The 21600-nt window shown below is 43.0% G+C and carries 17 protein-coding genes; 6 read left to right on the top strand and 11 right to left on the bottom strand.

Annotated elements, in window-relative coordinates; translation table 11 throughout:
* Nucleotides 1–159: 159 nt before the first annotated feature.
* Entirely contained in the window at nt 160–1377 is a 1218-nt protein-coding gene (locus FC98_RS02065; protein WP_008857783.1) for a helix-turn-helix domain-containing protein, read from the top strand.
* A gap of 352 nt (nt 1378–1729) precedes the next feature.
* Here the strand turns inward: FC98_RS02065 and FC98_RS02060 are convergent, their stop codons facing one another.
* From FC98_RS02060 to FC98_RS02050, 3 genes are read right to left on the bottom strand one after another with little or no spacing between them, the layout of a single operon-like run.
* Nucleotides 1730–3145 carry an NAD(P)(+) transhydrogenase (Re/Si-specific) subunit beta gene (locus FC98_RS02060; RefSeq protein ID WP_008857785.1) on the bottom strand — a complete coding sequence of 472 codons (1416 nt, stop codon included), beginning with the start codon at nt 3143–3145 and terminating at the stop codon, nt 1730–1732.
* A complete protein-coding gene (locus FC98_RS02055) occupies nt 3145–3465 on the bottom strand; it encodes an NAD(P) transhydrogenase subunit alpha part 2 (protein WP_008857786.1) in 321 nt (106 codons plus the stop codon). Before FC98_RS02055 ends, FC98_RS02060 begins: the two co-directional genes overlap by 1 nt.
* A 2-nt stretch (nt 3466–3467) precedes the next feature.
* Nucleotides 3468–4676, bottom strand: a complete 1209-nt coding sequence (locus tag FC98_RS02050) for an NAD(P) transhydrogenase subunit alpha (RefSeq protein ID WP_008857787.1) — start codon at nt 4674–4676, stop codon at nt 3468–3470.
* A 430-nt stretch (nt 4677–5106) separates the two neighbouring features.
* Between FC98_RS02050 and FC98_RS02045 the strand changes: the two genes are divergently transcribed.
* The 3 genes from FC98_RS02045 to FC98_RS02035 all read left to right on the top strand — a co-directional run bounded on the left by FC98_RS02045 (nt 5107) and on the right by FC98_RS02035 (nt 9266).
* Complete coding sequence (locus FC98_RS02045; protein WP_056949126.1) at nt 5107–7521, top strand: Xaa-Pro dipeptidyl-peptidase; 2415 nt, start codon at nt 5107–5109, stop codon at nt 7519–7521.
* A gap of 315 nt (nt 7522–7836) precedes the next feature.
* Nucleotides 7837–8748, top strand: a complete 912-nt coding sequence (locus FC98_RS02040; protein WP_054654657.1) for a proline iminopeptidase-family hydrolase — start codon at nt 7837–7839, stop codon at nt 8746–8748.
* Between the two features lie 230 nt (nt 8749–8978).
* Complete coding sequence (locus FC98_RS02035) at nt 8979–9266, top strand: putative quinol monooxygenase (RefSeq protein ID WP_008857792.1); 288 nt, start codon at nt 8979–8981, stop codon at nt 9264–9266.
* A gap of 156 nt (nt 9267–9422) precedes the next feature.
* Here the strand turns inward: FC98_RS02035 and FC98_RS02030 are convergent, their stop codons facing one another.
* From FC98_RS02030 to FC98_RS02010, 5 genes are all read right to left on the bottom strand, one after another.
* Nucleotides 9423–9821: a type II toxin-antitoxin system HicB family antitoxin gene (locus FC98_RS02030; RefSeq protein ID WP_040471871.1), complete on the bottom strand. Its 399-nt coding sequence runs from the start codon at nt 9819–9821 to the stop codon at nt 9423–9425.
* Nucleotides 9822–9847: 26 nt separating this feature from the next.
* Nucleotides 9848–10039, bottom strand: coding sequence for a type II toxin-antitoxin system HicA family toxin (locus tag FC98_RS02025; RefSeq protein WP_054654655.1), 192 nt, complete (start codon nt 10037–10039; stop codon nt 9848–9850).
* Nucleotides 10040–10238: 199 nt separating this feature from the next.
* Entirely contained in the window at nt 10239–11771 is a 1533-nt protein-coding gene (gene yjeM, locus FC98_RS02020; RefSeq protein WP_056949125.1) for a glutamate/gamma-aminobutyrate family transporter YjeM, read from the bottom strand.
* A gap of 302 nt (nt 11772–12073) precedes the next feature.
* Nucleotides 12074–13357, bottom strand: a complete 1284-nt coding sequence (hisD, locus tag FC98_RS02015; RefSeq protein ID WP_056949124.1) for a histidinol dehydrogenase — start codon at nt 13355–13357, stop codon at nt 12074–12076.
* 655 nt (nt 13358–14012) lie between these two features.
* Nucleotides 14013–15551, bottom strand: a complete 1539-nt coding sequence (locus FC98_RS02010) for an ABC-F family ATP-binding cassette domain-containing protein (protein WP_056949145.1) — start codon at nt 15549–15551, stop codon at nt 14013–14015.
* A gap of 652 nt (nt 15552–16203) precedes the next feature.
* On the opposite strand from FC98_RS02010, the gene FC98_RS02005 reads away from it, so the two are divergent.
* Together FC98_RS02005 and FC98_RS02000 are read left to right on the top strand one after the other, a co-directional pair.
* Nucleotides 16204–16557, top strand: a complete 354-nt coding sequence (locus FC98_RS02005; RefSeq protein ID WP_008857799.1) for a VOC family protein — start codon at nt 16204–16206, stop codon at nt 16555–16557.
* Complete coding sequence (locus FC98_RS02000) at nt 16558–17244, top strand: CPBP family intramembrane glutamic endopeptidase (RefSeq protein WP_008857800.1); 687 nt, start codon at nt 16558–16560, stop codon at nt 17242–17244.
* Nucleotides 17245–17429: 185 nt separating this feature from the next.
* On the opposite strand, the gene FC98_RS01995 is transcribed toward FC98_RS02000, so the two are convergent.
* The 3 genes from FC98_RS01995 to FC98_RS01985 all read right to left on the bottom strand — a co-directional run bounded on the left by FC98_RS01995 (nt 17430) and on the right by FC98_RS01985 (nt 21505).
* Complete coding sequence (locus FC98_RS01995; RefSeq protein ID WP_056949123.1) at nt 17430–19649, bottom strand: DUF5776 domain-containing protein; 2220 nt, start codon at nt 19647–19649, stop codon at nt 17430–17432.
* A gap of 241 nt (nt 19650–19890) precedes the next feature.
* Complete coding sequence (locus tag FC98_RS01990; protein WP_008857802.1) at nt 19891–20238, bottom strand: YxeA family protein; 348 nt, start codon at nt 20236–20238, stop codon at nt 19891–19893.
* A 67-nt stretch (nt 20239–20305) separates the two neighbouring features.
* Nucleotides 20306–21505, bottom strand: coding sequence for a DUF2075 domain-containing protein (locus FC98_RS01985; RefSeq protein WP_056949122.1), 1200 nt, complete (start codon nt 21503–21505; stop codon nt 20306–20308).
* Between the last annotated feature and the right edge of the window lie 95 nt (nt 21506–21600).

Genomic DNA, 21600 nt, shown 5'->3' with positions numbered 1-21600 from the left:
AATGAATTCCTCCATTCAAATTTTAACCAACATCGTTACTATCATTTCTTCGATGAGTAAATCATAACGGAAGTTGAGTTAAAATTCTTATACTATTTTTACATAAATAGTTGTATCATTACTTTTGTGTAACCGTTGTCATTTTAAGGAGCTGATTTTTTGAAAAAAGCCGATTACCAGCGCACTGCCAAACTATTTTATTCGGCAACTGGCATTGATATCACTGTCTATAACCCAGATGGCCAGCCACTGATTACGTTAACTGACGACCGTGCCGCAACTAAATTCTATGGTTCATTCCCATTTAAGAAATTAAGCAATTCTCTCAATTCTTCTGGTTATAACCACTACATTGCTGCCACAAAATTAGAATATCTAATCATTAAATTAACCACGATGGCCCCAAAAACAGGAATCATCGTTGCTGGCCCCTTCATTACTAAAACAGTCAGCCATGATGAACTCAATAATATTTTAATTGCCAACTCACTGACGGTGAGTGAAAGCAGCCAGCTTGAACAGTTTTATCAAGGACTCCCAATTTTATCGCCAGCAAAAATCGGTGACATTGGGACCTTATTGGTCAATTTATTTAATCACAAGCTCTACCAACCAAATCAAACGACCATCACAGAAAAAAACGCCTCCTCCCTACCAAACCCCATTACAATTATTAACGCCCAAGATAAAGCTCAAATTGAGCGCCGTTACGCCGCAGAACAAGCATTAATGACTGCCATTGCTTCAGGCGATGAGCTGGCAGTCAAACAACAGAACTCATCAATCAATAGAATCACTGAGCTATTTTCTAATCGGATTCCCAACAAGCCACTCAGATCAACTAAAAACATTTGTTTTGTCTACAACACCCTTTGCCGCATTGCCGCTCATCAAGGTGGCGTTCATCCGGTATACTTAAACGCAATTTCTGAAAAATACGCGCTTCTAATTGAACGCCAGAACACTGTCACCGGACTTCAATCCCTAACAACTGCAATGGCATTAGCCTATTGCAAATTAGTCGCTACCCTTTCTACGAATGGTTATAGTCCAATGATCAAACGAGCAATTGATTACATGCTACTCAATTTAGGTCACCACATCGCCTTACAGCAAATTGCCACCGAGGTTGGAACTAACCCAACCTATCTTTCAAGAAAGTTCAAAGAAGCCGTTGGTTTGACTATCACCGATTACATTAATAACCGCCGGGTAGCCGAAGCCAAGAAGTACTTAGTTAGAAAGACACCTTCAATAACTGATATTGCGTTGATGACTGGATTTAATAATGTTACTTATTTTATTAAGGTATTTAAACAACTGGTTGGAAAGACGCCGCTGGCTTACCGGAATAATTCTAATCGTCGAGAATCGTAAAGAGCAGCCAGAAAATCGTTGCATGGTTTCCTGGCTGCTCTTTTTTGATCTATTTAATTAGTTTTGTCAGAGAAATTTTGCGAGTGACGTTTCCTACAAATTCAGCATCACAGACCTGATCGTTCGACATTTTATGGGTTAAGGACCGCTCCGCAAAGCAGAAGTCTGCACCTAAGCCGTCCCGCTCAAAAATCCCAAGCCCAGGGATTTCTATTTCTTGGCAACATTGCAGAAACGTGCTACACCAAGCAGAAAGCTGCACCTAAGCTACTCCGTTCAAAAATCCAAACCCGGGATTTCTGAACGGAGTAACTTAGGCTCCGCTTTCTAAACGCTTGGTTCCGCACTCTGCTCACTCTAAATATCCCTTCGTCGCCGCAATAATCTCCTGCAGGCCCTTCTTAGCGTCCGCAAACATCATACTGGTTTGATCTTCACTAAACAGTGGGTTTTGAACGCCTGCATAACCGGTGCTCATCGAACGTTTAATCACAACAACCGATTTGGACTTATCAACATCTAAGATTGGCATCCCAGAAATTGCATTGCCCTTCTCCCGAGCCAATGGGTTGGTGACGTCGTTTGCCCCGATGACCAATGAGATATCCGTATTTTCAAACATTGAATTGGCTTCATCTAATTGTTTCATCTGATCGTACGGCACGTTAACATCCGCCAATAGCACGTTCATATGACCAGGCATCCGACCAGCAACTGGGTGAATTGCGTAGTTGACGTTAATATCAGCATCTGTTAACAACTTGGCCAGCTCAGCCACTTCATGTTGTGCCTGAGCAGCCGCCAAGCCATAACCAGGCACAATCATGACATTATGGGCATAAGCCAACTGCATCCCAACATCGTCGGGACTGGTTTTCTTAACATTGACCGGAACATCATCGCCAGCCCCGCCAGTGCTAGATTCACCACCGCCAAAACCACCAGCAATAATATTCGCAACTGACCGGTTCATCGCTTCCGCCATCTGCAGGGTCAAAATCGTTCCGGCAGCTCCAACTAATGCTCCGGCAATGATTAAGACTTGATTATCAATGACAAACCCAGCAAAGGCAACTGCCAGACCCGTAAACGCGTTTAACAGCGAAACAACCACCGGCATATCGGCACCACCAATTGGCAGTGTCATTAAGAGGCCGAAAATCAAACTTGCACATAATGCCAGAATCATTGGCCAATAAGCGGACGGGAACCCAATCATCCACACGCCAGCAATGATGATTGCAAAAACAGCGATTCCATTTAGAAGTTTATCGCCTGGAAAGGCAATTGGCTTGCCAGAAACGTGACCTGACAATTTACCAGTCGCAATTAGCGATCCTGAAAAGGTAATACCACCAATAATAATATCTAGCAGTACCGGAATTGAAAAAGCCAAACTTAAAGAGGTCCCGACCGCTTCATTGGTGTAATCAAAAATCCCAATGGTTGCAGCAGCACCACCACCAACGGCGTTAAATAGCGATACTAATTGAGGCACGTCGGTCATTGGGACTTTGCGGGCCTTAATAACCCCGTACAAAATACCAATTAACAGGCCGGCAAACAAAACCGCCCAGCCAATCGTTGTGATCGTACCCTTAGCAATAATTTCCACTAAGATCATCACAACCGCCATCGCCATTCCTAAACCGGACAGCAAATTACCCTTACGTGCCGTTTTGGGTGAACGCATCATGTGAACACCAATGACGTAGCAAACTGCCGACAATAAATAAATTAAGGAGGCAATCGTTTTAAGCATTGACATTATTTATTGCCTCCTTTATCAGCCGAATTCGGCTGCTTTTTTGGTCGGTTAAACATCCCGAGCATCCGATCGGTAACCGTGTAGCCGCCAGCAACGTTGACAGCGGCAAAAAATGCAGCCAAGAACGCTAATACATAAAAGTACCAATTGCTGGCTTCTGCGGCAATCACAAACGCACCAACGACAACCACGCCATGAATTGCGTTAGCACCAGACATCATTGGTGTTTGCAATGTTGACGGAATTTTACTCATTACTTCAAATCCAACAAGCAGGCTCAATACAAATATAGCTAAATTTGTGTATAATTCTTGACTCATAATTATTGGTCCCCCTTATCAGTTGATTGGTTGCCTTCATCAGTCGTGGCTTCCTGTTTTGCTGATTGTTTGGCTGGTAAATTCAAAGCCGCTCTAAGCCGGTTAGAAATAATTTCACCATGATCAGTTGCAACCAACTGGCTCATAACCTCGTCTTCAAGATCAATGTTGAGCTTTGCCTCTTTATCCGCCAAATCATTAATAACCGCTTGAACGTTTTTTGCAAACATTTCAGAAGCGGAGGTTGCAAGCTCACTGGCTAAGTTACCTGCGCCAATAATTTGAGCACCAGAATCCGTTTTAACTGTTTGATCCGGTTTAGAACCAGCAACGTTACCGCCTAAATCGCTCGCAGCTAAATCAACGAAGACACTTCCTGGCTTAGCAACGTCAATCGCGGCCTGTGGCACTAACAGCGGTGGCTTCTTACCAGGAACTTGAGCGGTTGTGATGACAATATCATTTTGTTTAATAAAGCCAATCAACTCTTCTTGTTGCTGCTTCTGCTCATCAGCGGACAATTGACGGGCATAGCCACCCTCACCTACCGCATTGATGGAGCTAGTTAGAAATTGGGCTCCTAACGATTCAACTTCCCCGCGAGATGCTGGTCGGACATCGTAGCCAGAAACAATGGCCCCTAGCCGTTTGGCCGTTCCAATCGCTTGCAACCCGGCAACCCCAGTTCCTAAAACCAGCACCTTAGCAGGCTTGGCGGTGCCAGCAGCGGTTATCATCATTGGAAAATAACGTTTGAACGTATCAGCCGCTACTAAAGCCGCTTTATAGCCAGCAATTGAAGCCTGCGAACTCAAAACATCCATGCTTTGAGCCCGCGAAATCGTCCGTGGTAACAATTCGAACGATAATGCTGTTACCTGCTGCTTAGCTAGCTGCTGAATGGCATCCGTGTCAATCAACGCCCCCAATAACCCAATAAGAATTTGACCAGCTTTAATTTTGCTGCGAGTTGCTTCATCTGGCTGATTGATGACAGCAATTAAGTTAGCCTTCTCAAGTGCTTCATCTCGGCTAACAACCTCGCCACCAGCATCAATGTATGCCTGATCAGAAAAAGACGCGCTGTCACCAGCCCCCTTTTCGATTAATACTTGAAACTTATTGTGAACCAATTTTTTAGTCACATCTGGTGTGATTGCGACCCGATTCTCATCACCAGATTCCTTTAGAGTGGAAATGATTGTTGCCATTAGTCAGTTACTCCCTTCAGACAATTTGCGTAAACGCTTACTACACATTTAAGGCTAATCTTTATATCCAATAAATGCAATAAGTTTGTGATGGATTCCACAATTAAATTTTGCTACCGAAATTCATGACCCCATAAAGTAATGTATAATGTTTCTAATTGTTGGTTTAGGACAGCTGCACAAGCAGGGATCTGCGCGTAAGCACCTGTAACAAAGTCCCAGAACCAGGGATTTCCGTTACAGGAGACTTACGCTCCGATCTCTAACCGCTTTGTTCTGCTCACTTTTTCTAGGACAGCTGCGCAGAGCAGAAACTTCCACATAAGCACCTTGGTCAAAAATTCCAAAACCGGGGATTTCTGTTAGAGGAGACTTATGTTCCAGTTTCTAACCGCTCTGCTCCGCTCACTTTATTTTTGGAGGTCATTTCATGAAAATTAATCAGTTTGCCTACGTTCCCACAACCCACGATCAAATTGTTACTGAGCTAACGGACATTCGTTTCTTAACCGCTCGGACTTCTAAGATTGCCGATCCGGTCATGTTATTTCGCCAATTTCTATTGAAGTTTTATCTCGAAAAGCAGGGACTCTCTACCCGGGTCCAAAAAGTCTCGAATCTGATGGCAACCCCTGAACTGAATGCTTACGAGTACACAACTAGTCAAGAATCTGTCACCAAGCTTGCTTTCTATAACGTTGGCTTACAATTGTTGGGCTTTGAGGTTGGCTTAGACTTCACGCTTGATGAGCCACTTGCCACAATGAAAAAGCTGAAGCTACCAATCGCTGATGTCCCCACCACTTTGGACCGGAATCACTTAATCGATGCCTGGTACAAATTATTAAACACCCGGACAAAATTCGGCCAAACACTGATCGACTTTCTTGCCGGCCAGGGCTACTACCATCAATTTAACGATGACGATTCGCTTAAACGACCATTAATTTTTAACGGTAAATCTCAGGCGGTGTTCGATACTGACAAGCTCATTCACGAAGTTGTTTACGTGGAAGCACCACTTGATAACGATCATGATGGGAAACGCGACCTCTTAAAAGCTGAAATTACCCGACCAGCCGAAACCAATAATGGCCTGAAGGTACCGGTTGTCTTCACAGCTAGCCCCTATGACCAAGGAACTAACGACAAGCAAGCTGACGCCCTCACCCACAAAGTTAACAAGCCACTAACGCGAAAAGTCCCCAATGATTTGACCTATGACGACGTTAAGGCGCCAGCTGCCCCCACCAACTTACCCAACCCCCGTTCAGCAAAAGGAACCACGGAGGTTGCCGAAGAAACGTTTGTTAAGACTTGGACGTATTCACTAAACGACTACTTCCTAGCCCGTGGATTTGCCGTGGTCATTTCTTCTGGCGTGGGCACCAAAGATTCTGATGGTGTCCGAACAACTGGTACTCGTGATGAAACCATTAGTGCAACGTCAATTATTGAGTGGCTTCATGGCGATCGCCAAGCGTTTACTAATCGCCACGACCAAGTTGCTATCAGCGCCTGGTGGAGCAACGGCAACGTTGGTATGACCGGCCGTTCATATTTAGGCACGCTGTCAACAGCCGCTGCCATGACCGGAGTTTCTGGTTTGAAGACTGCTATTGTTGAAGCTGGCATCTCTAATTACTACGACTATTACCGCGAAAATGGCTTGGTAGTCGCCCCCGGTGGCTTTCAGGGTGAAGATACAGACGTCCTTGGCGAATTGACCTTTAGTCGGGAACAATCTGCGGCTGACTACCTCAAGATTAAAGATACCTGGCTAGAACAGCTCAAAAAATTAACAAGTGGTCAGGATCGAAAATCAGGTAGTTATAATTCGTTCTGGGATGCTAGAAACTTATTAAAAGACGTCAATATCAAAGCGGACATGTTACTGATCCATGGTCTGAACGACTGGAACGTTAAACTATCCCACGTTTATAATTTGCGTAATCGCCTCAAAAAAGAAGCCATTACCCAAAAGTTGATTCTTCATCAGGGTCAACACGAATATTTAAATAACTTCAGATCAGTTGATTACACGGACATCGTTAATCTCTGGCTTACTAATAAGTTATTGGCCGTTCAAAATGACGCCAATAAAGTCATTCCAGACGTCTTAGTTCAGGACAACGCCGCCGCTGAAACTTGGACGACTTACAAAGACTGGGGAACAGACGCAACTGTTAAGAAAATTTCATTAGCCGATGATCGTTTTACCGACCTCAACGAAAATACTAGTTTCACTGACCAGTTACCGGATGATTTATTTAAACATTACACGACTAACACCGACAAATGGCAACATGACTTATTCACAAAGGACCACTCTAAGATGGACAAGCACTGCATCAAGCTGGTTTCAGAACCTTTGAGCCAAGACATCATTGTCGACGGCCAAGCTAAAATTTCTTTACGTGGTTCAACGAGTGCCAACGTTGGCCTTTTGAGTGTTGCCCTTGTTGACTACGGTAAGGCCAAACGCCTAACTGCTGTTCCCCAAGTGCTAGCGCCTCAACAAATTCTCACCAGCTATCACTGGCGGAAGGATGATCTAAAGGAGTTCCTGCCAACCAAGAAGGCTTCGGCGTTCAAGAAATTCACCGATTCACATATGAATATGCAAAACCGCACCAACAACTACAAAGCAGATGAATTACAGCCTAATCAGCGATATACCTTTGACATGGCTTTCCAGCCCACATTCTGGCGACTGCTCGCCGGCCATCAGCTTGGTATCGTCATATATGCGACTGATATGGATTACACGATTCGTGGCAATCAAGATATTACTTACACGATTGATTTAGGTGCATCGAGCATTGAAATACCGGTGCTAAAGTAAAAACATCACGATAGTTTTTTGACATCATGGCGTAGGACCGCTCCGCAAAACAGAGGCTCGCAGAGAAGAACCATTTGGAGAATTTTCCAAGAATTAAAGATGTAGTTTGGCAACATTGTGAAAACGTGCTACACCAAGCAGAAAGCTGCACCTAAGCCACTCCGTTCAAAAATCCAAGCCCAGGATTTCTGAACGGAGTAACTTAGGCTCCGCTTTCTAAACGCTTGGTTCCGCACTCTAACCGCTTGGTTCCGCACTCTTGTCGTGCTATCATAACTATAAATGCAAATATAAATAATAAGGACAGGTGATTACATGCGACAAGGAACAAAGATCATTACCCTGGACAATGGCTATCATTTATGGGCAAATACTCAAGGAACTGGCGACATTCACTTGTTAGCCCTTCACGGTGGCCCCGGTGGTGAACATGAATACTGGGAAGACGCTGCCAAGCAACTCGCAAAGCAGGGGCTCAACGTTCAAGTAACCATGTACGACCAACTAGGTTCATGGTACTCAGATAGCCCTGATTTCAGTGACCCCAAGGTTCGTAAAGACATTCTGAACTACGATTACTTCCTAGACGAGGTCGATGAAGTCCGGGAAAAATTAGGGTTAGATAACTTCTACTTAATTGGTCAATCGTGGGGCGGCTTGTTAGTTCAAGAATATGCCGCTAAATATGGTCAACATCTAAAGGGAGCCATCGTTTCATCAATGGTTGATCGAATCGACGATTACACCAAACACTTGGAAGAAGTCCGAGAAACTGCCTTAACACCTGATCAAGTTGCTTATATGAAGAAATGCGAAACTAACAATGATTACGACAACGATAAATACCAATCATACGTTGATATTTTAAATAAGGGTTACATTGATCGTAAGCAACCTTCTAAGTTGTCCCATTTAATTGACGTCACAAACACTGACATCTATGGTGCTTTCCAAGGCGACAACGAATTCGTCATTACTGGTAAATTAGCCGAATGGAATTTCACTGATCACTTGAAGGACATCAAGGTACCAACCTTAGTAACCTTTGGTGAACATGAAACGATGCCAGTTGAAACGGGTAAACGAATGGCGGAAATGATTCCAAATGCTAAATTCGTATCAACCCCAGAAGGTGGCCATCACCACATGGTTGATAATCCAGATGTTTATTATGATCATCTCGCAACGTTTATTAGAGAAGTAGAAGCTGGTACGTTTAACAAATAATAAGCGTCCGGAAATTTTTTAACACATTTATAAGGGAGTCCCTCTGAAATCCGAAACCAAGATTTTAAGTGGGACTCCCTTATATATTAAGCGATAGTTCTTCAAAGCACGGCTCCGCTATATCATGGCGAGCGCAGAACACCTATTTTCTGAACCAAATCCACCGTTCTCCCCCAACAACTTGTTATAATCAACTTGTCCATAAAACATCACCATCCAGGAGGAAAATCATGAAAGTTATCAACGTTGAATTAACCGTCAAACCAGGCATGCAATCAGATTACGAAGCATTTATCGATAAACTCGTTCAGGGATCGCGCGGTGAAGCTGGCAATCTTAGTTATAACCATTACAAACAAATTGGCAGTGACAACGAGTACGAAATCATTGAACATTGGCAAGATGCTGAAGCCGTTGAATTTCACAATAACACTGCCCACTTTCAAGCGTTTCTTGCCGGAGTTGGCGACTTCTTAACGAAGGACCCGGTCATTATTCGAATGGATTATGACGAGTAATAATCGCTTATTTCAAAACCGAAAAAATTAAGATTTTTATATCGCAGCTACTTGCTACTTTAAAAAAACTGGCCTAAATCAAAAATTATTTGAATTTTTGATTTAGGCCAGTTCGCTTTCGAAGGACTTATCACAAAAGGCCACTTCATTTTTTAGCTATTCTTTTAATTTTTTCTTTAATGCATCTGTAAGAACGGCACTGAAGTTGATATTCTTCTGTTCGGCCATTCTGGCTAAATCGCCGGGAATGGTTGTATTTTTTTTGACTGCGGGTTCCCGAACCGTTTGCCTGATTTCCTCCAAATCGGTTGCAATCCAATTAACAATCGTTCCCGATTCATCTGGATGGATTGCGGCCAAACTACTTGCCCCGGGCAATTCTTTTGCATCATACAGCATCAGCCCCAGCGCTTCACTTCCATTTGAAATAGCCTCAGCAATCCCCTTCCCCTGAGAAATTGCCCCTGGTACATCTGGAAAAATAACGGTATAGATCTGAGGTGATTCCTTATCGGGAATCAGCTCGGCTGGATAAGCGACAATCCTTTTTGACATATCAAGATCTCCAATCATTCTCATAATTATTTGATACCTGCCTGTTGTTTGATGTATCGATATGTTGAAAGTGTAATCTCATCCTTTAAATGTGAGTATGGTACCGTAACTTTATGACCATGTTGATCAACAAAGCGATGATGATCACCCTTAATCCTCGTTTCAACAAATCCCTGATTCACCAACATCTCTAGGACTTGTTTAGCCGTAACTTTCATTAAAATATCCTCCAAGCATCTGCATTATACGTAGTTATGCGTATAAATGCAAGAAATTGATTTTCCTCTCTGCTAATTAAATACGTAAATAGTTAGTAGGATCTCTAGCATTTACCAAGAATTGAAATCGAAAACCAAAATAGTGCTAACGTCAAAAATTTTCATGACGTTAGCACTATCTTTAATATAATCATAATGTTTACTTATTAAAATCCCCAGAAATCTCTGCATCCGCCAACGTTCTTGCGCTTCGCTTCCGATATAACCTAAACAAGACGTAGCCAACCATCCCAAAGAATAGTGGGCCAATTAGTTCAAGTGTCAAGTTCCAGTATTGGCTCTCTGAAATGGCCGAAATGGCAGTTGAGGCTACCCCAATCATCAACAGTAAATCCACCACGATTGTGACGGTTATATAGACCCACTTTCGTTTATAGAAAACAAATGGTCGTTCCAGCGTGGTATTCGCCTTGAAGAACGGGAATGCTGTCACTAAAAATAGGTATGGCAGCGTTGAAGATAAATTATCCATCAGCGTCAATACGTTATAAAAACTAACTGCCGACTTCCCACCAAACGACGTCAAGGCAATCAATACGCTCACCACGCCCGCCTGCAGCCACATTGCGTTGGCAGGCATTCCATAAGTGTTTAACTTTGGAAGTGCTTTAGGCCACAATTCTTTTGGCGTTCCCAAAATAAACGACTTAATCGGCATGTAGACAATGACAAAGAATGACCCCAGATAGCTAATTAACATGGCAAATGAACCAAACCGGGCGAACCAGAAGCTTAAGGTTTGCGCTCCAGCTGTTCCCAATGAGAATTGCTGACCTAGGCTATAACCTAAATTACTCATCAATACATAGGTCGTATTCCCCAAGTTAACCCCAGAGCCGTTGAAAACCTTTGACCAGTTTGCTGAAGCCCCCCACAAAAAGATAAATAAGGCGTAAATCATTGTAATTAGGAATGCCCCCAGCGCCATTGCCAGTGGAAAGTTCCGTTTAGAATTCTTCATTTTATCCGAAACACCGCCAAGCGCTTCAATTCCGGCATAGGCATAAATCGCAAAAATTAGAAATGACACAATTGAACTAAGTGATTGATAGCTCGACCGGGGTGATTTTAATAGACTGGTCGGTAAGTTAATTGGCTCAGCAAGTTGGAACCCATTTTTTGCCAGCAATACAAGACTCGCAACACAGAAGAAAATTGTTAGCACAACAGCGGCAATGCCACCAACAGCAGCAAGTTTGGCAACCTTGGTGAGTCCCTTGGTCGCAACAAACGTTACGATACAGAAGAAGCCAATGCTGAGTAAGCCGATGGTTTCAGTGGAATTGAAGCCACCCAAACGCCACTGGCTTGTCTGATCAGCACCACTAATTGTTGTGGAGAGCATAATCCAAATTTTAGAAACGGTTGAGACAATTAGGATTATCCAAGAGGCAATCCAGACAAATCCGCCAATGAACGCCCATTTTGTTCCCAGTGACTTTGATAACCACGAGAACACACCGCCAGCTTCATTTCGCAGTGACGCTCCGTATTCCGAAAACATCAACGATGATGGAACAAAAAACAATAACGCGGCCAACACATACCAGATAATCCCGGCATAACCCATTGTGTAATAAGCAATGGATGTATTATCAAATGCAAACGTTGAGGTGAAGATCATCAGCATGACACTCATTAAGGTTAATTTATTGGTAGCAATTTTCTTCATAGGCGTTCCTCCACTTTAATTCAAATCCGTTCTACAAAATAACAATTAATGTATGAGTCGTATTTTTACAGGTATATAGACTAGGACCACTCCGCAAAGCAGAAGCCTGCACCTGAGTCCCTTACCCAGAAATCTTAGAAGCGGAAATGTCTCTTGGCAACATAGAGAAAACGTGCTCCACCAAGCAGAAAGCTGCACCTAAGCCACTCCGTTCAAAAATCCAAGCCCAGGATTTCTGAACGGAGTCACTTAGGCTCCGCTTTCTAACCGCTTGGTTCCGCACTCTGACCGCTTTGCTCCGCTCACTCTTTATCAAACCGACTCTCAATCGCCCGGGCGTGGGCTTCCAATCCTTCTACCCTTGCTAACGTCGTGATGGCATCCTTTTCCTTGTCAAGGGCTTTTTTTGTATAAGAAACGAACTGGGTTCGCTTAACAAAATCCTGCACACCAAGGGGCGAAAAGAAGCGCGCCGTTCCACCCGTTGGCAGAATGTGGTTTGGGCCAGCTAGATAATCGCCAAGTGGTTCAGAAGCTGAAAAGCCTAAGAACACCGAGCCAGCATTTTTGATTTGGTTCAAATATTCGATTGCGTCTGGTAGTTGAACTTTCAAATGTTCTGGTGCAACGGCATTCATCAACGTAAAAGCATCATCAATGTCATCAACAACGGCAATAAACCCTTCATTATCCATTGCGGCTTGGGCAATTGCCCGTCTCGGTAACAATGCCACTTGACGATCCAGCTCTTTATTAACAGCTTCTGCAAGCTCCCGATCATCTGTAATTAACATCGGCCGGGCTAACTTATCATGTTCCGCTTGGGACAACAAATCAGCGGCAACTTGGCTTGGAACTGATTGGGAACTGGCAATGATGCCAATTTCAGATGGGCCAGCAATCATATCAATATCCACTTGCCCAAAGACTTTCTTTTTGGCAGTGGCAACAAACACGTTTCCCGGCCCAGTAATCTTGTCGACCCGCGGAATGGTTTCCGTACCATAAGCGAGGCTGGCAATTGCCTGTGCCCCGCCAACCGTATAAATTTCATCGACTCCGGCTATTTTAGCGGCGGCCAAAACGGCTTTGCTTAACCCATCTTTTTGCGGTGGGGTCACCATCACAATCCGGCCAACTCCCGCAATCTTAGCTGGAATCACATTCATCAAAATTGATGATGGGTAAGCAGCGGTACCACCAGGGACATACAGACCAACGGCAGCTAACGGTTGAATCTTTTCGCCACGGATAACGCCCTTCTTTTTGGCATCAATAAAACTTTCTTCAACTTCCATTTTTTGAAATGAAGTGATATTTTCCTTAGCAAGCTCTAACGCGTCGATGACCTTCTGATCAGTTTGTGCGTATGCATCATCAATCTCGGCTTGCGAAACTCGTAAATTTTTCAAGTCAATGCCATCAAACTTTTTCTCATAATCCTTGAGCGCTTGGTCACCATTTTCGATGACATTGGCAATAATGTCATCGACTGCTTTTTCAACTTCAGCTCTGTTAGCCACTTTATTCGTCCGAATTGCAACCTGATTCAATAATTGATCCAATGAATCTTCAATAATTTGCATAAAATCCACTCTCCGTTTCCATAAATACGTTAATTATGACTAACCAAATTGGTCTAAACACTGGTTGACACTCGATTACTTGCCACTAAAAAATCGCCCTCAGATATTACTTACCAATAAGTAATATCTGAGGACGATCTGTCGCGGTTCCACCTCATCTTTGTCGCCACCTCACGATGAAACGACCTTACGCTGCTCATAACTAGTCGTCCATTAAAATGGAGAACAGTCACAGTAGCCGTGGTAACGCTGACTAGCGGAGTAACCTACTTAATTCAATCACTCAGTTCATAGATGTGTTTTCATCATTCACCACAACCCCTTCTCATCAAATAGTGAGCGGAGCAAAGCGGTCAGAAGCTGGAACCTAAGTTGTCTTGACCGGAAATCCCGATTTTGGATTTTTGGTCAAGACGGCTTAGGTGCAAGCTTCTGCTTTGCGCAGCTGTCCTAACAGGGCTCTCTTTATGTGAAATGAACAATTACTTTTCTAATCATAACTTCATATTTATTATTATTTTTTAATTTGTTGATGCTGCAAGAATACCACCTCGAAATAATATGTCAAGCCACTTTTTGAGGTTTGAATCATCTTTTACACAGAAAAAAAGCCCAGCATCCTAAGAATGCCAAGCTTTGAAAGCACAATTTACTTTTAAGGCTCTTCTCTAATCACTGGTTGTTCCTTTAAACTCAGCTTTTCAACGTTAAGCACCTTATCAACCAAGCCATCATAAAAACTGTCCTCATGGCTCACGATGATTAAGTTACCCGGAAAACGATCCAATGCGCGCTTCAGGGCTTCCTTAGTCTCTTCGTCCAAATGATTGGTTGGCTCATCCATAATGAGGAAGTTAGACGGTGTAAATTCCATCATTGCCAATTTAACCTTGGTCTGTTCACCACCAGATAGTTGGCCGATTGGCTTCATTGCATTAGCGGAATCAAGGCCACACTTCGCAAGCTTGGTCCGAATCGTTTTTTGATTGAGTTTGGTGAACTTGTCCGAAATAATTTGCATTGGCGTCATCCGATTATTGTCCCAGGAAAGCTCCTGGCTGAAGTAACCAATCTTTGATGATGGTGAAAATTTCGCCGTTCCACCCTTTGCGGTTAATTGGCCAAGAATCGTCTTAATCAAGGTTGACTTACCAACCCCGTTAAACCCAGCAAAGCCAAACTTTTCACCCATTGAAATTGTGAAAGTTACCGGCTTCAAAAGCGGCTTATTATACCCAACGGAAAGGTGATCAACCGTTAAAGCTTCGTGAGAGCCGGTTTCCTCATATGGAAAGTTGAAACTCGCCTTAATGTTCGTTGAAGGCGGGTCGATTTTATCCATATGCGACAGCTTTTTCTCACGTGATTTCGCCATCGTTGCTTTAGAGCCAGCCTTGTTTTTCCGAATAAAGCGTTCAGCCTTATCAATTTCAACCTGTTGCTTATCGTACTCCCGCTGTTGAAATTCTTCTCGCTCTGCCCGCTGCCGCATGGCCTGTTTGAAGCTCCCACGGTATTTCGTGATCTTTCCGAAAGCAACGTTAATGATACAATTGGTAATTTTCTCTAAGAAATCATAATCATGAGAAACCACCAGGGCTGATCCGGAAAAACCGTTTAGATAGTCAATCAACCAATCAATTTGAGCTGTATCCAAATAGTTAGTGGGCTCATCGAGCAAAATAACATCTGGGTCAGCTAATAGCATTTTAGCCAAAATGATCTTAGAACGCTGACCGCCAGACATCTTACCAACCAGATGATCCCGGCCAATGTTATCAAGCCCCAGGCCAGTAATTGTTTGATCAATTCTGGTATCAATTTCATAAAAATTACTGGAGTCTAATTCATCTTGCAGCTGACCGGCACGTTCCATTAACTTATCATTGCCGTTGTCAGCGTAATCAGCGTATAATTTATTTAATTGCTCACTCTTTTTATAGAGGTCAGCGAATGCGGTCCGCAAGAATTGAGTAAGTGTTAAATCACCTTCAACGTCAGCGTACTGATCCAAATACCCAATCTTGATATTTTTCTGCCACTTAATATTTCCAGATAGTGGCAATTCGCTTCCTGTGATGATCTTAATGAGTGTTGATTTACCGACCCCATTTTGGCCGACAACCCCCATGTGTTCACCCTTTTCAAGCGTGAATTCAGCGTCTTTGTACAGATCTTTTTCCGCAAAACTCATTGAAAGGTCTGAAACAGATAGTAATGGCAAAAGATTCACTCCTTTTTTAATAGTGTGCGGAACAAAGCGGTTAGAAATCGGAACATAAGTCTCCTCAACCGAAAATCCCGGTTTTGGGGATTTTGGGTTGGGGTGCTTATGTGCAGATTTCTGCTTTGTGGAGCACCATTCGACTAGGTAGCCACGTAGCAAAGCAATTAGAAACCGGAACATAAGTCCCCACCAGAAATTCCCGGTTTTGGAATTTTGAGCTGAGGTGCTTACACGCAGATCTCTGCTTTGCGGAGCACCATTCGACTAGGTAAATTAGACCAGTGCGCCAGCAAAACCAATCGCAATCAGAGCGCATCATCAATGTAACCAAAGAGATTAGAAACGATCGGATACCAGGACAATTGTCGACACACTATTCAACTAAAATACCTAAGAATACATACAATTTGTTACGTTACTCTTAATTAAAGTGATGGTCAAGTCATGCAACCGCTCGCAGATACAAGTAATGGTATATAATATACCCATTGGTTTGGGACAGCTTCTAATCGCTTTGTTCCGATCACTTATTTTTTAAGGATGTTAAAAAATCAAGAAAGTAGGTGCGAGGCAATTCCTCTCCCGATTAAAATCGGCAGTTCTTTTGCCTCAATTTTAAATGAATATTAGAGAAATTGAATATATCACAATTCCAGTATCAAACTTAGAAATCAGCTTGCGCTTTTACCACGAAGTATTTGACCTGCAGATCGTCGATTTACCAAACGGCGATAAGGGCGCTGATCTTCGAAAGATGTTCTTAGACTTTCGACAAGTCGACAATGTTAGCAACCCCATTTCGTTTGGCTTAATCGCTAAAGATTCCATGGAAGCTATCAAGGCACACTTGATCAATTACTTTGTTGATATCGTTGACGAGCCATCTACCAAAACTGAAGTGAGGAGAAAAGTTAACTCAATCACCATTTTAGACCCAGATAAAAATCGGATTGAGGTTAACGAATTCAAATAGATGAAACTGACGCAATTAATTCATTACAGCACCACCAAGTCCCTGCAAATTATCAAGTGGATTGGTTTTTTGTTTATCTATTTATTTGCCTCAGGCAGCCTTGATATTGCTGGTAGCTATACCGCCCTCGTTCAGTTACGAAAGGTGCTGGGTATCTCACTACTGTTAATTGCGGTGGTCCTTGGCTTTATCGGCTGGCGGTACGGCAAACAGCTCACAATTACTAATCCACGCCATTTTGGGCGATCAAAGGCAACTTTTAGTCGCATTAGTCAACTGATCATCATTTTTGCGGTTATTCTTATCGTTCAGTCCGTTTGGGGCTGGCTGGTCGTCCACCATATTTTAGATTTACCAACAAACCAAAAAGTCATTAATGAAACGGTTACCCATTTACCACTTTGGAATAATTTGTTTGCAATTTTTCTGGCACCGATCTTTGAGGAACTTATTTGCCGTGGGATTTTTATGAATTACTTTTTCAACAAGGATAATCGGCTTAATAATATTTTAGCTATCCTTGCTAGCGGCATGGTATTCGGCTTTCTCCACGACATGAGCTTCGACGTTAATTGGCTTTTGTACTCGGCCTTAGGATGTTTGTTGGCATACACCTACATCCATTTCAGAGATATCAGGTACAGTATCGCACTGCATGTCATGAATAATTTGTTATCAATACTATAAGACTAAAACATTGACGTTTATCCCAGCGTTTAACGGCGAAGGGCCATCATTCCTGATCATTCGGAATGGTGGCCCCTCGCCGTTAAGTAACACATATTTATCATTTGCGCCAATTTTTTAATAAGCTTTTGGTTGTGATTCCAAGTAAAGAATAACGACTATCTCGGCCACCGACTACCTATAAATCACTTGTAGTAAGCTCTAACCAATTTAGGATTAGCGGAAATGAAACCACCTTTAACTTCGAATCGTTTAGTTCCGCCCTGCTTAATTGAATCTTGGTGACTAAACGTGAATCGTTTAACGATAATCTTGTCACCTTTATCAAAGTGACCATTCTTCATAGTGAAATCAGCGTCACGATAGCGATTAAGCCCCTGCTTTAGAACCACTTGCTTCGGTTGCTTATGTCGACCCATTTTAACCAGCTTTCGATTTCCAGTGACGTAATGACCATTGGTTAATTGATAACGGGTCGTGAGATTATGAGTTACAAACTTCTTAACTCGTAATACCGTTCCCTGTTTAAAGTTTCGGACTTTATTGGTCAAATTCTTGTTGGTATATTCATTGACCCCCTTGGGATTAATCGCAGTTAACGTCTTATGACTACTGTGGTAATAAACTGGGCGTACATAGGCAAATTGCGTTGTAATATAGCCCCGCAAGCCATCAGTCTTGCTTTGATGATTGACATCCCGAACATGATAACGCAGTCTGCCGTCTTTAGAATGGGCGTACCCATCAACGACAAACATTGGTCGAAATACCCGTGGCTTTTGGACATAGCCAGCTTTTCGCTCAGATGATTTAAAAGTTGGATTCTGGTATAAATAGATTTTCTCCAGTGAATAAACCGCCTCATGAATTTTAGCGACATTCTCCGGTGCGGCAACTTGGGTTTGCCTTTCCGACGTTGGCTCTGTCATCACAGGTTGGTCTGGAACACTTGGCGTCTTCGGTTTATCTGGTGCAGTAGGCGGATTTATCGACTCATTCTTCGGGACAACCGGTACATCTGGTGCCGTGTTTTTTGTATAAACTAATTTCACCGTTTGCGCCTGTCCCGTTAGCTCGCCGGTCTGGATTGGATCATACGCCTTAAACGTATAGCCAGGTATTTCCAATTGATAGTCGGTCTTCGATAGATCAAATGAATCACCCAATTTACCAGTAATCGTCTGAACTCCGTGAATCGCGGTCCCCTTCTCATCCTCGTATTTAACGGTAACTGGCTGCACCTGAACCTTATCGATGACGTAAGGCAAGTGATAGCTCATCACGGCAGTCGAATAGCCTGCCCGCTCCGGTTCAGCGCGATATTTCACCATCATATAGTATGTGTGTTCATTAGCAAGCAAGGTCCCGTTAATATGGGCAGCCTCTCTTGACGGGGCAACGACCCCACCATTTCCTGGTTCGGGAACGAGTCCACCTTGTTGGGCAAGTGATATCCCTTCACCTGGTGACACCTGTTCTGCCAAACCAGCAAAGTGAACATCATCACCATCTAGCGTCATATTTTGAGTGGCGGGCTTAAAGACTTGAATGAGATCCGTCTCATCTTCCTCGCCAGCATAACCACCCAAGTCATAATAGTTAGAACTCTTTACCATATGAATATTTTGGGACGTGTATGGTTCCCAATGATTGGTAGGATCGGCAACGTGTTTTGGCAGTGCATCTTTGAACGGTGCTTTCCACGTGTAGGCATTTTCAGTTAGATGCTGGACCGGAAAGACAACATGTTGGCCGAGATACTGGAATTTGTCATAATTATCCCGGTCCAAAACATTTAAATTCTTAATCGAATTTGAAATCAATATCAGGTTCTTAACCGACCGCATCCCAGCAATCGGCGAAATGTCCTCAATTCGATTGCCTTCCAGGTTGAGATCAGTCAATTTAGTTAGGCCACTTAGCGGTGTCACGTCTTTAACGTCATCAAAATAATACCGACCATAGTCAAGATCATGTGCCAAATCCAATTCAGTTAAATTAGTGGCATTTTCTAAACCCTTAAGAGAATAATTACCAGAATTAACGCTAGCTGGCCCAATTGTCCCATTACCACCATTAATTGGCTCATAATCAGCTCGTTGATACCCGGGAATTGTCCGCCAATTAATACTGGTTAACTTACCAAGCGCTGTCTTAAATGATCCAGCATCGAATTGACTGAGATCAGAATCACTCGTCACAATCTTTTGCCGCTTCATTTCGTACAATACTAACTTTTGTAGTTGCTGATTAGGCATAACGTCATTGATTGTTTCTTCGTTAGCGACGGTTGCCGCTTGAACATTCAGTATCGGCTGATCGCCTATTCCAGCATTCTGCGTACTAAATAAGATCGCCGACCCTAGTAGCAAAGTTGTTGTTAATAATAATTTGTGAATCTTCATAACTATCACCTCAAAGAATATCCCTTCTATTTCGATTACATCATACAAGAAAGAATACGCTGGTGTATATTATTTTGACTGCAAAGTTATATAATCAATAACAAATATGTTAATCACGTAGACAGATTATGACCATTTTTAATGGATCATCCCAATAACCCATTACCGATTCAAAACCGCCGATCAAGTCAAAAAAGCTGGCCCTACGTTCAGGCCAGCCATCGAGTGATCAAATAAGTCATTATTCTAAATGTTGCAACGCTTTCTTGGGAATTTCATTTCTCTGAACCTGTTCATAAGTTGCCACCTTTTGGGCTCTTGACCAGCCCACCTTAATGTAGCGGCCCTTCACAAATCGGTGACCACCAACGGAGCCGACTTCCATCCGCTTATGTTGGCCATCCTTATTCCAACCATTAATCAGATAATAATACGTAGTTGGATTGCCGTCTGGTTGTTTTTCGTATCGTTCCATACTACCAACTTGCCCATAATACCAAGTCTTCCCGTACGCGTGATGATACCAAGTACCACCTGCAGCCGCCAGCACAACAATCACGAGCAATGTTATCATCGTTCCCTTTTTCATGACTTAATCTCCTTGTTATTTGGTTAGTTACTCATGTAGCTAACTATATCTTGTGGTCGATAATAAGTCAATGATTTAGCCGCTCTTGGTTGATCATTTGTTCGAGATAAGCTTCTAACTTCGGATCATGCGCATGCAGATACATCCCTTTGATTCCGCGGCGCAACAACACATTTAGTGAGTTACGCAACAGGGTTTCTTTACTTTGCCCGAAAACTTGGTTATCCATATCCGGCCGCCGCTTAAATATTTCAACGTCAGTTACCTTACTGGGATCGACTCCTAATCGATTATCCGCGGTCAAATAAAACGGCGGTCCAATAATAATCCCAATATAATTGAGGTCAAATCCCTGCACAGTATAAATACTACCAACTTCATTGATCGTCTGGGGTTGCTCAGCCCACGGCGTGCTGGTGAAATTGTACTGATCCCATGGTAAGTGAAAATTACCCTCATTGACCAAATGCTTGCCACCATCCAGTGTTGATGGGTAGCCACTGGTCGACGTCATTCGGGCAAGCCCAGAACGGTTATTCTTTTTGATGATTAGTTGAAACATCTGCTGAGCATCGGCAAACGCCCTAAAGTCATAATCCCCAACATCCGTGGGAACTGGGCGGATGACATCGCCATCAATAAAATGATCCAGCCAGTCCATTAATTGGGGGCTGGCCTGCATTCGAAACTGCTGCTTTAGATGAACAACCTGGTGGGGATGCGATGCGACTAAATTTAACAACCGTTCCTTATTCCAAAAGCTCTTGGTGCGCAAGACCTGGTGGGGATCAAACACGACAATGGTTACGTTACTAAGCGCCATAATATCTTCAAGCTGGTTATTGCCATAATAGTTGTTGTAGTGATCCGGTTTGCTTAACAACAAGTGAGCCTCGTCAATAACCGTTAAATTGACCCGTTTACCAAGTTTATGCAACTTATTAATGAAACTAGTCGGTCGCTGATAATATTTTTTTAGCATATGGGGTGTCTGACCAGCCAACTCCCGGTATACTTTGAGTAACTCAGGATGATTTACTAAAAAATATGCGTCAGTAACGTTTTGAGCCAAATTAGTAAATAGTTGATTGAGAATGAGACTTTTGCCAGTCCCAGCATCCCCCATCAGAACAAACACCGCGTGATCAGCTTTTTCTAGGTGGTCGCGAGTAAAAGCTTCAATGGTATGCAGAACCTGATTCTGTTTTTGCGTCAGCTGAACGTTTTTGGAAAACGCGTTTAGGGTATGGGATTCTAATGATTGCATCGTCAACCTCCATTTCAAAAAGTCGTACTTTCATCATAACGCTTTGCAGCCATGACTAAAAGTTGCGTCTACACTCGCCATCAGCTACTATTTAA

This window comes from Lentilactobacillus kisonensis DSM 19906 = JCM 15041 (assembly GCF_001434135.1).
In the GTDB taxonomy this organism is placed as follows: Bacteria; Bacillota; Bacilli; order Lactobacillales; family Lactobacillaceae; genus Lentilactobacillus; species Lentilactobacillus kisonensis.
This window is presented reverse-complemented; position numbering and strand designations above follow the sequence as displayed.

What these genes read in the sequence shown, in the direction of transcription:
- FC98_RS02060 (WP_008857785.1), bottom strand. Translation starts at nt 3,145, where the DNA reads ATGTCAATGCTTAAAACGATTGCCTCCTTAATTTATTTATTGTCGGCA.
- FC98_RS02055 (WP_008857786.1), bottom strand. Translation starts at nt 3,465, where the DNA reads ATGAGTCAAGAATTATACACAAATTTAGCTATATTTGTATTGAGCCTG.
- FC98_RS02050 (WP_008857787.1), bottom strand. Translation starts at nt 4,676, where the DNA reads ATGGCAACAATCATTTCCACTCTAAAGGAATCTGGTGATGAGAATCGG.
- FC98_RS02045 (WP_056949126.1), top strand. Translation starts at nt 5,107, where the DNA reads ATGAAAATTAATCAGTTTGCCTACGTTCCCACAACCCACGATCAAATT.
- FC98_RS02040 (WP_054654657.1), top strand. Translation starts at nt 7,837, where the DNA reads ATGCGACAAGGAACAAAGATCATTACCCTGGACAATGGCTATCATTTA.
- FC98_RS02035 (WP_008857792.1), top strand. Translation starts at nt 8,979, where the DNA reads ATGAAAGTTATCAACGTTGAATTAACCGTCAAACCAGGCATGCAATCA.
- FC98_RS02030 (WP_040471871.1), bottom strand. Translation starts at nt 9,821, where the DNA reads ATGTCAAAAAGGATTGTCGCTTATCCAGCCGAGCTGATTCCCGATAAG.
- FC98_RS02025 (WP_054654655.1), bottom strand. Translation starts at nt 10,039, where the DNA reads ATGAAAGTTACGGCTAAACAAGTCCTAGAGATGTTGGTGAATCAGGGA.
- yjeM (WP_056949125.1), bottom strand. Translation starts at nt 11,771, where the DNA reads ATGAAGAAAATTGCTACCAATAAATTAACCTTAATGAGTGTCATGCTG.
- hisD (WP_056949124.1), bottom strand. Translation starts at nt 13,357, where the DNA reads ATGCAAATTATTGAAGATTCATTGGATCAATTATTGAATCAGGTTGCA.
- FC98_RS02010 (WP_056949145.1), bottom strand. Translation starts at nt 15,551, where the DNA reads ATGAGTTTTGCGGAAAAAGATCTGTACAAAGACGCTGAATTCACGCTT.
- FC98_RS02005 (WP_008857799.1), top strand. Translation starts at nt 16,204, where the DNA reads ATGAATATTAGAGAAATTGAATATATCACAATTCCAGTATCAAACTTA.
- FC98_RS02000 (WP_008857800.1), top strand. Translation starts at nt 16,558, where the DNA reads ATGAAACTGACGCAATTAATTCATTACAGCACCACCAAGTCCCTGCAA.
- FC98_RS01995 (WP_056949123.1), bottom strand. Translation starts at nt 19,649, where the DNA reads ATGAAGATTCACAAATTATTATTAACAACAACTTTGCTACTAGGGTCG.
- FC98_RS01990 (WP_008857802.1), bottom strand. Translation starts at nt 20,238, where the DNA reads ATGAAAAAGGGAACGATGATAACATTGCTCGTGATTGTTGTGCTGGCG.
- FC98_RS01985 (WP_056949122.1), bottom strand. Translation starts at nt 21,505, where the DNA reads ATGCAATCATTAGAATCCCATACCCTAAACGCGTTTTCCAAAAACGTT.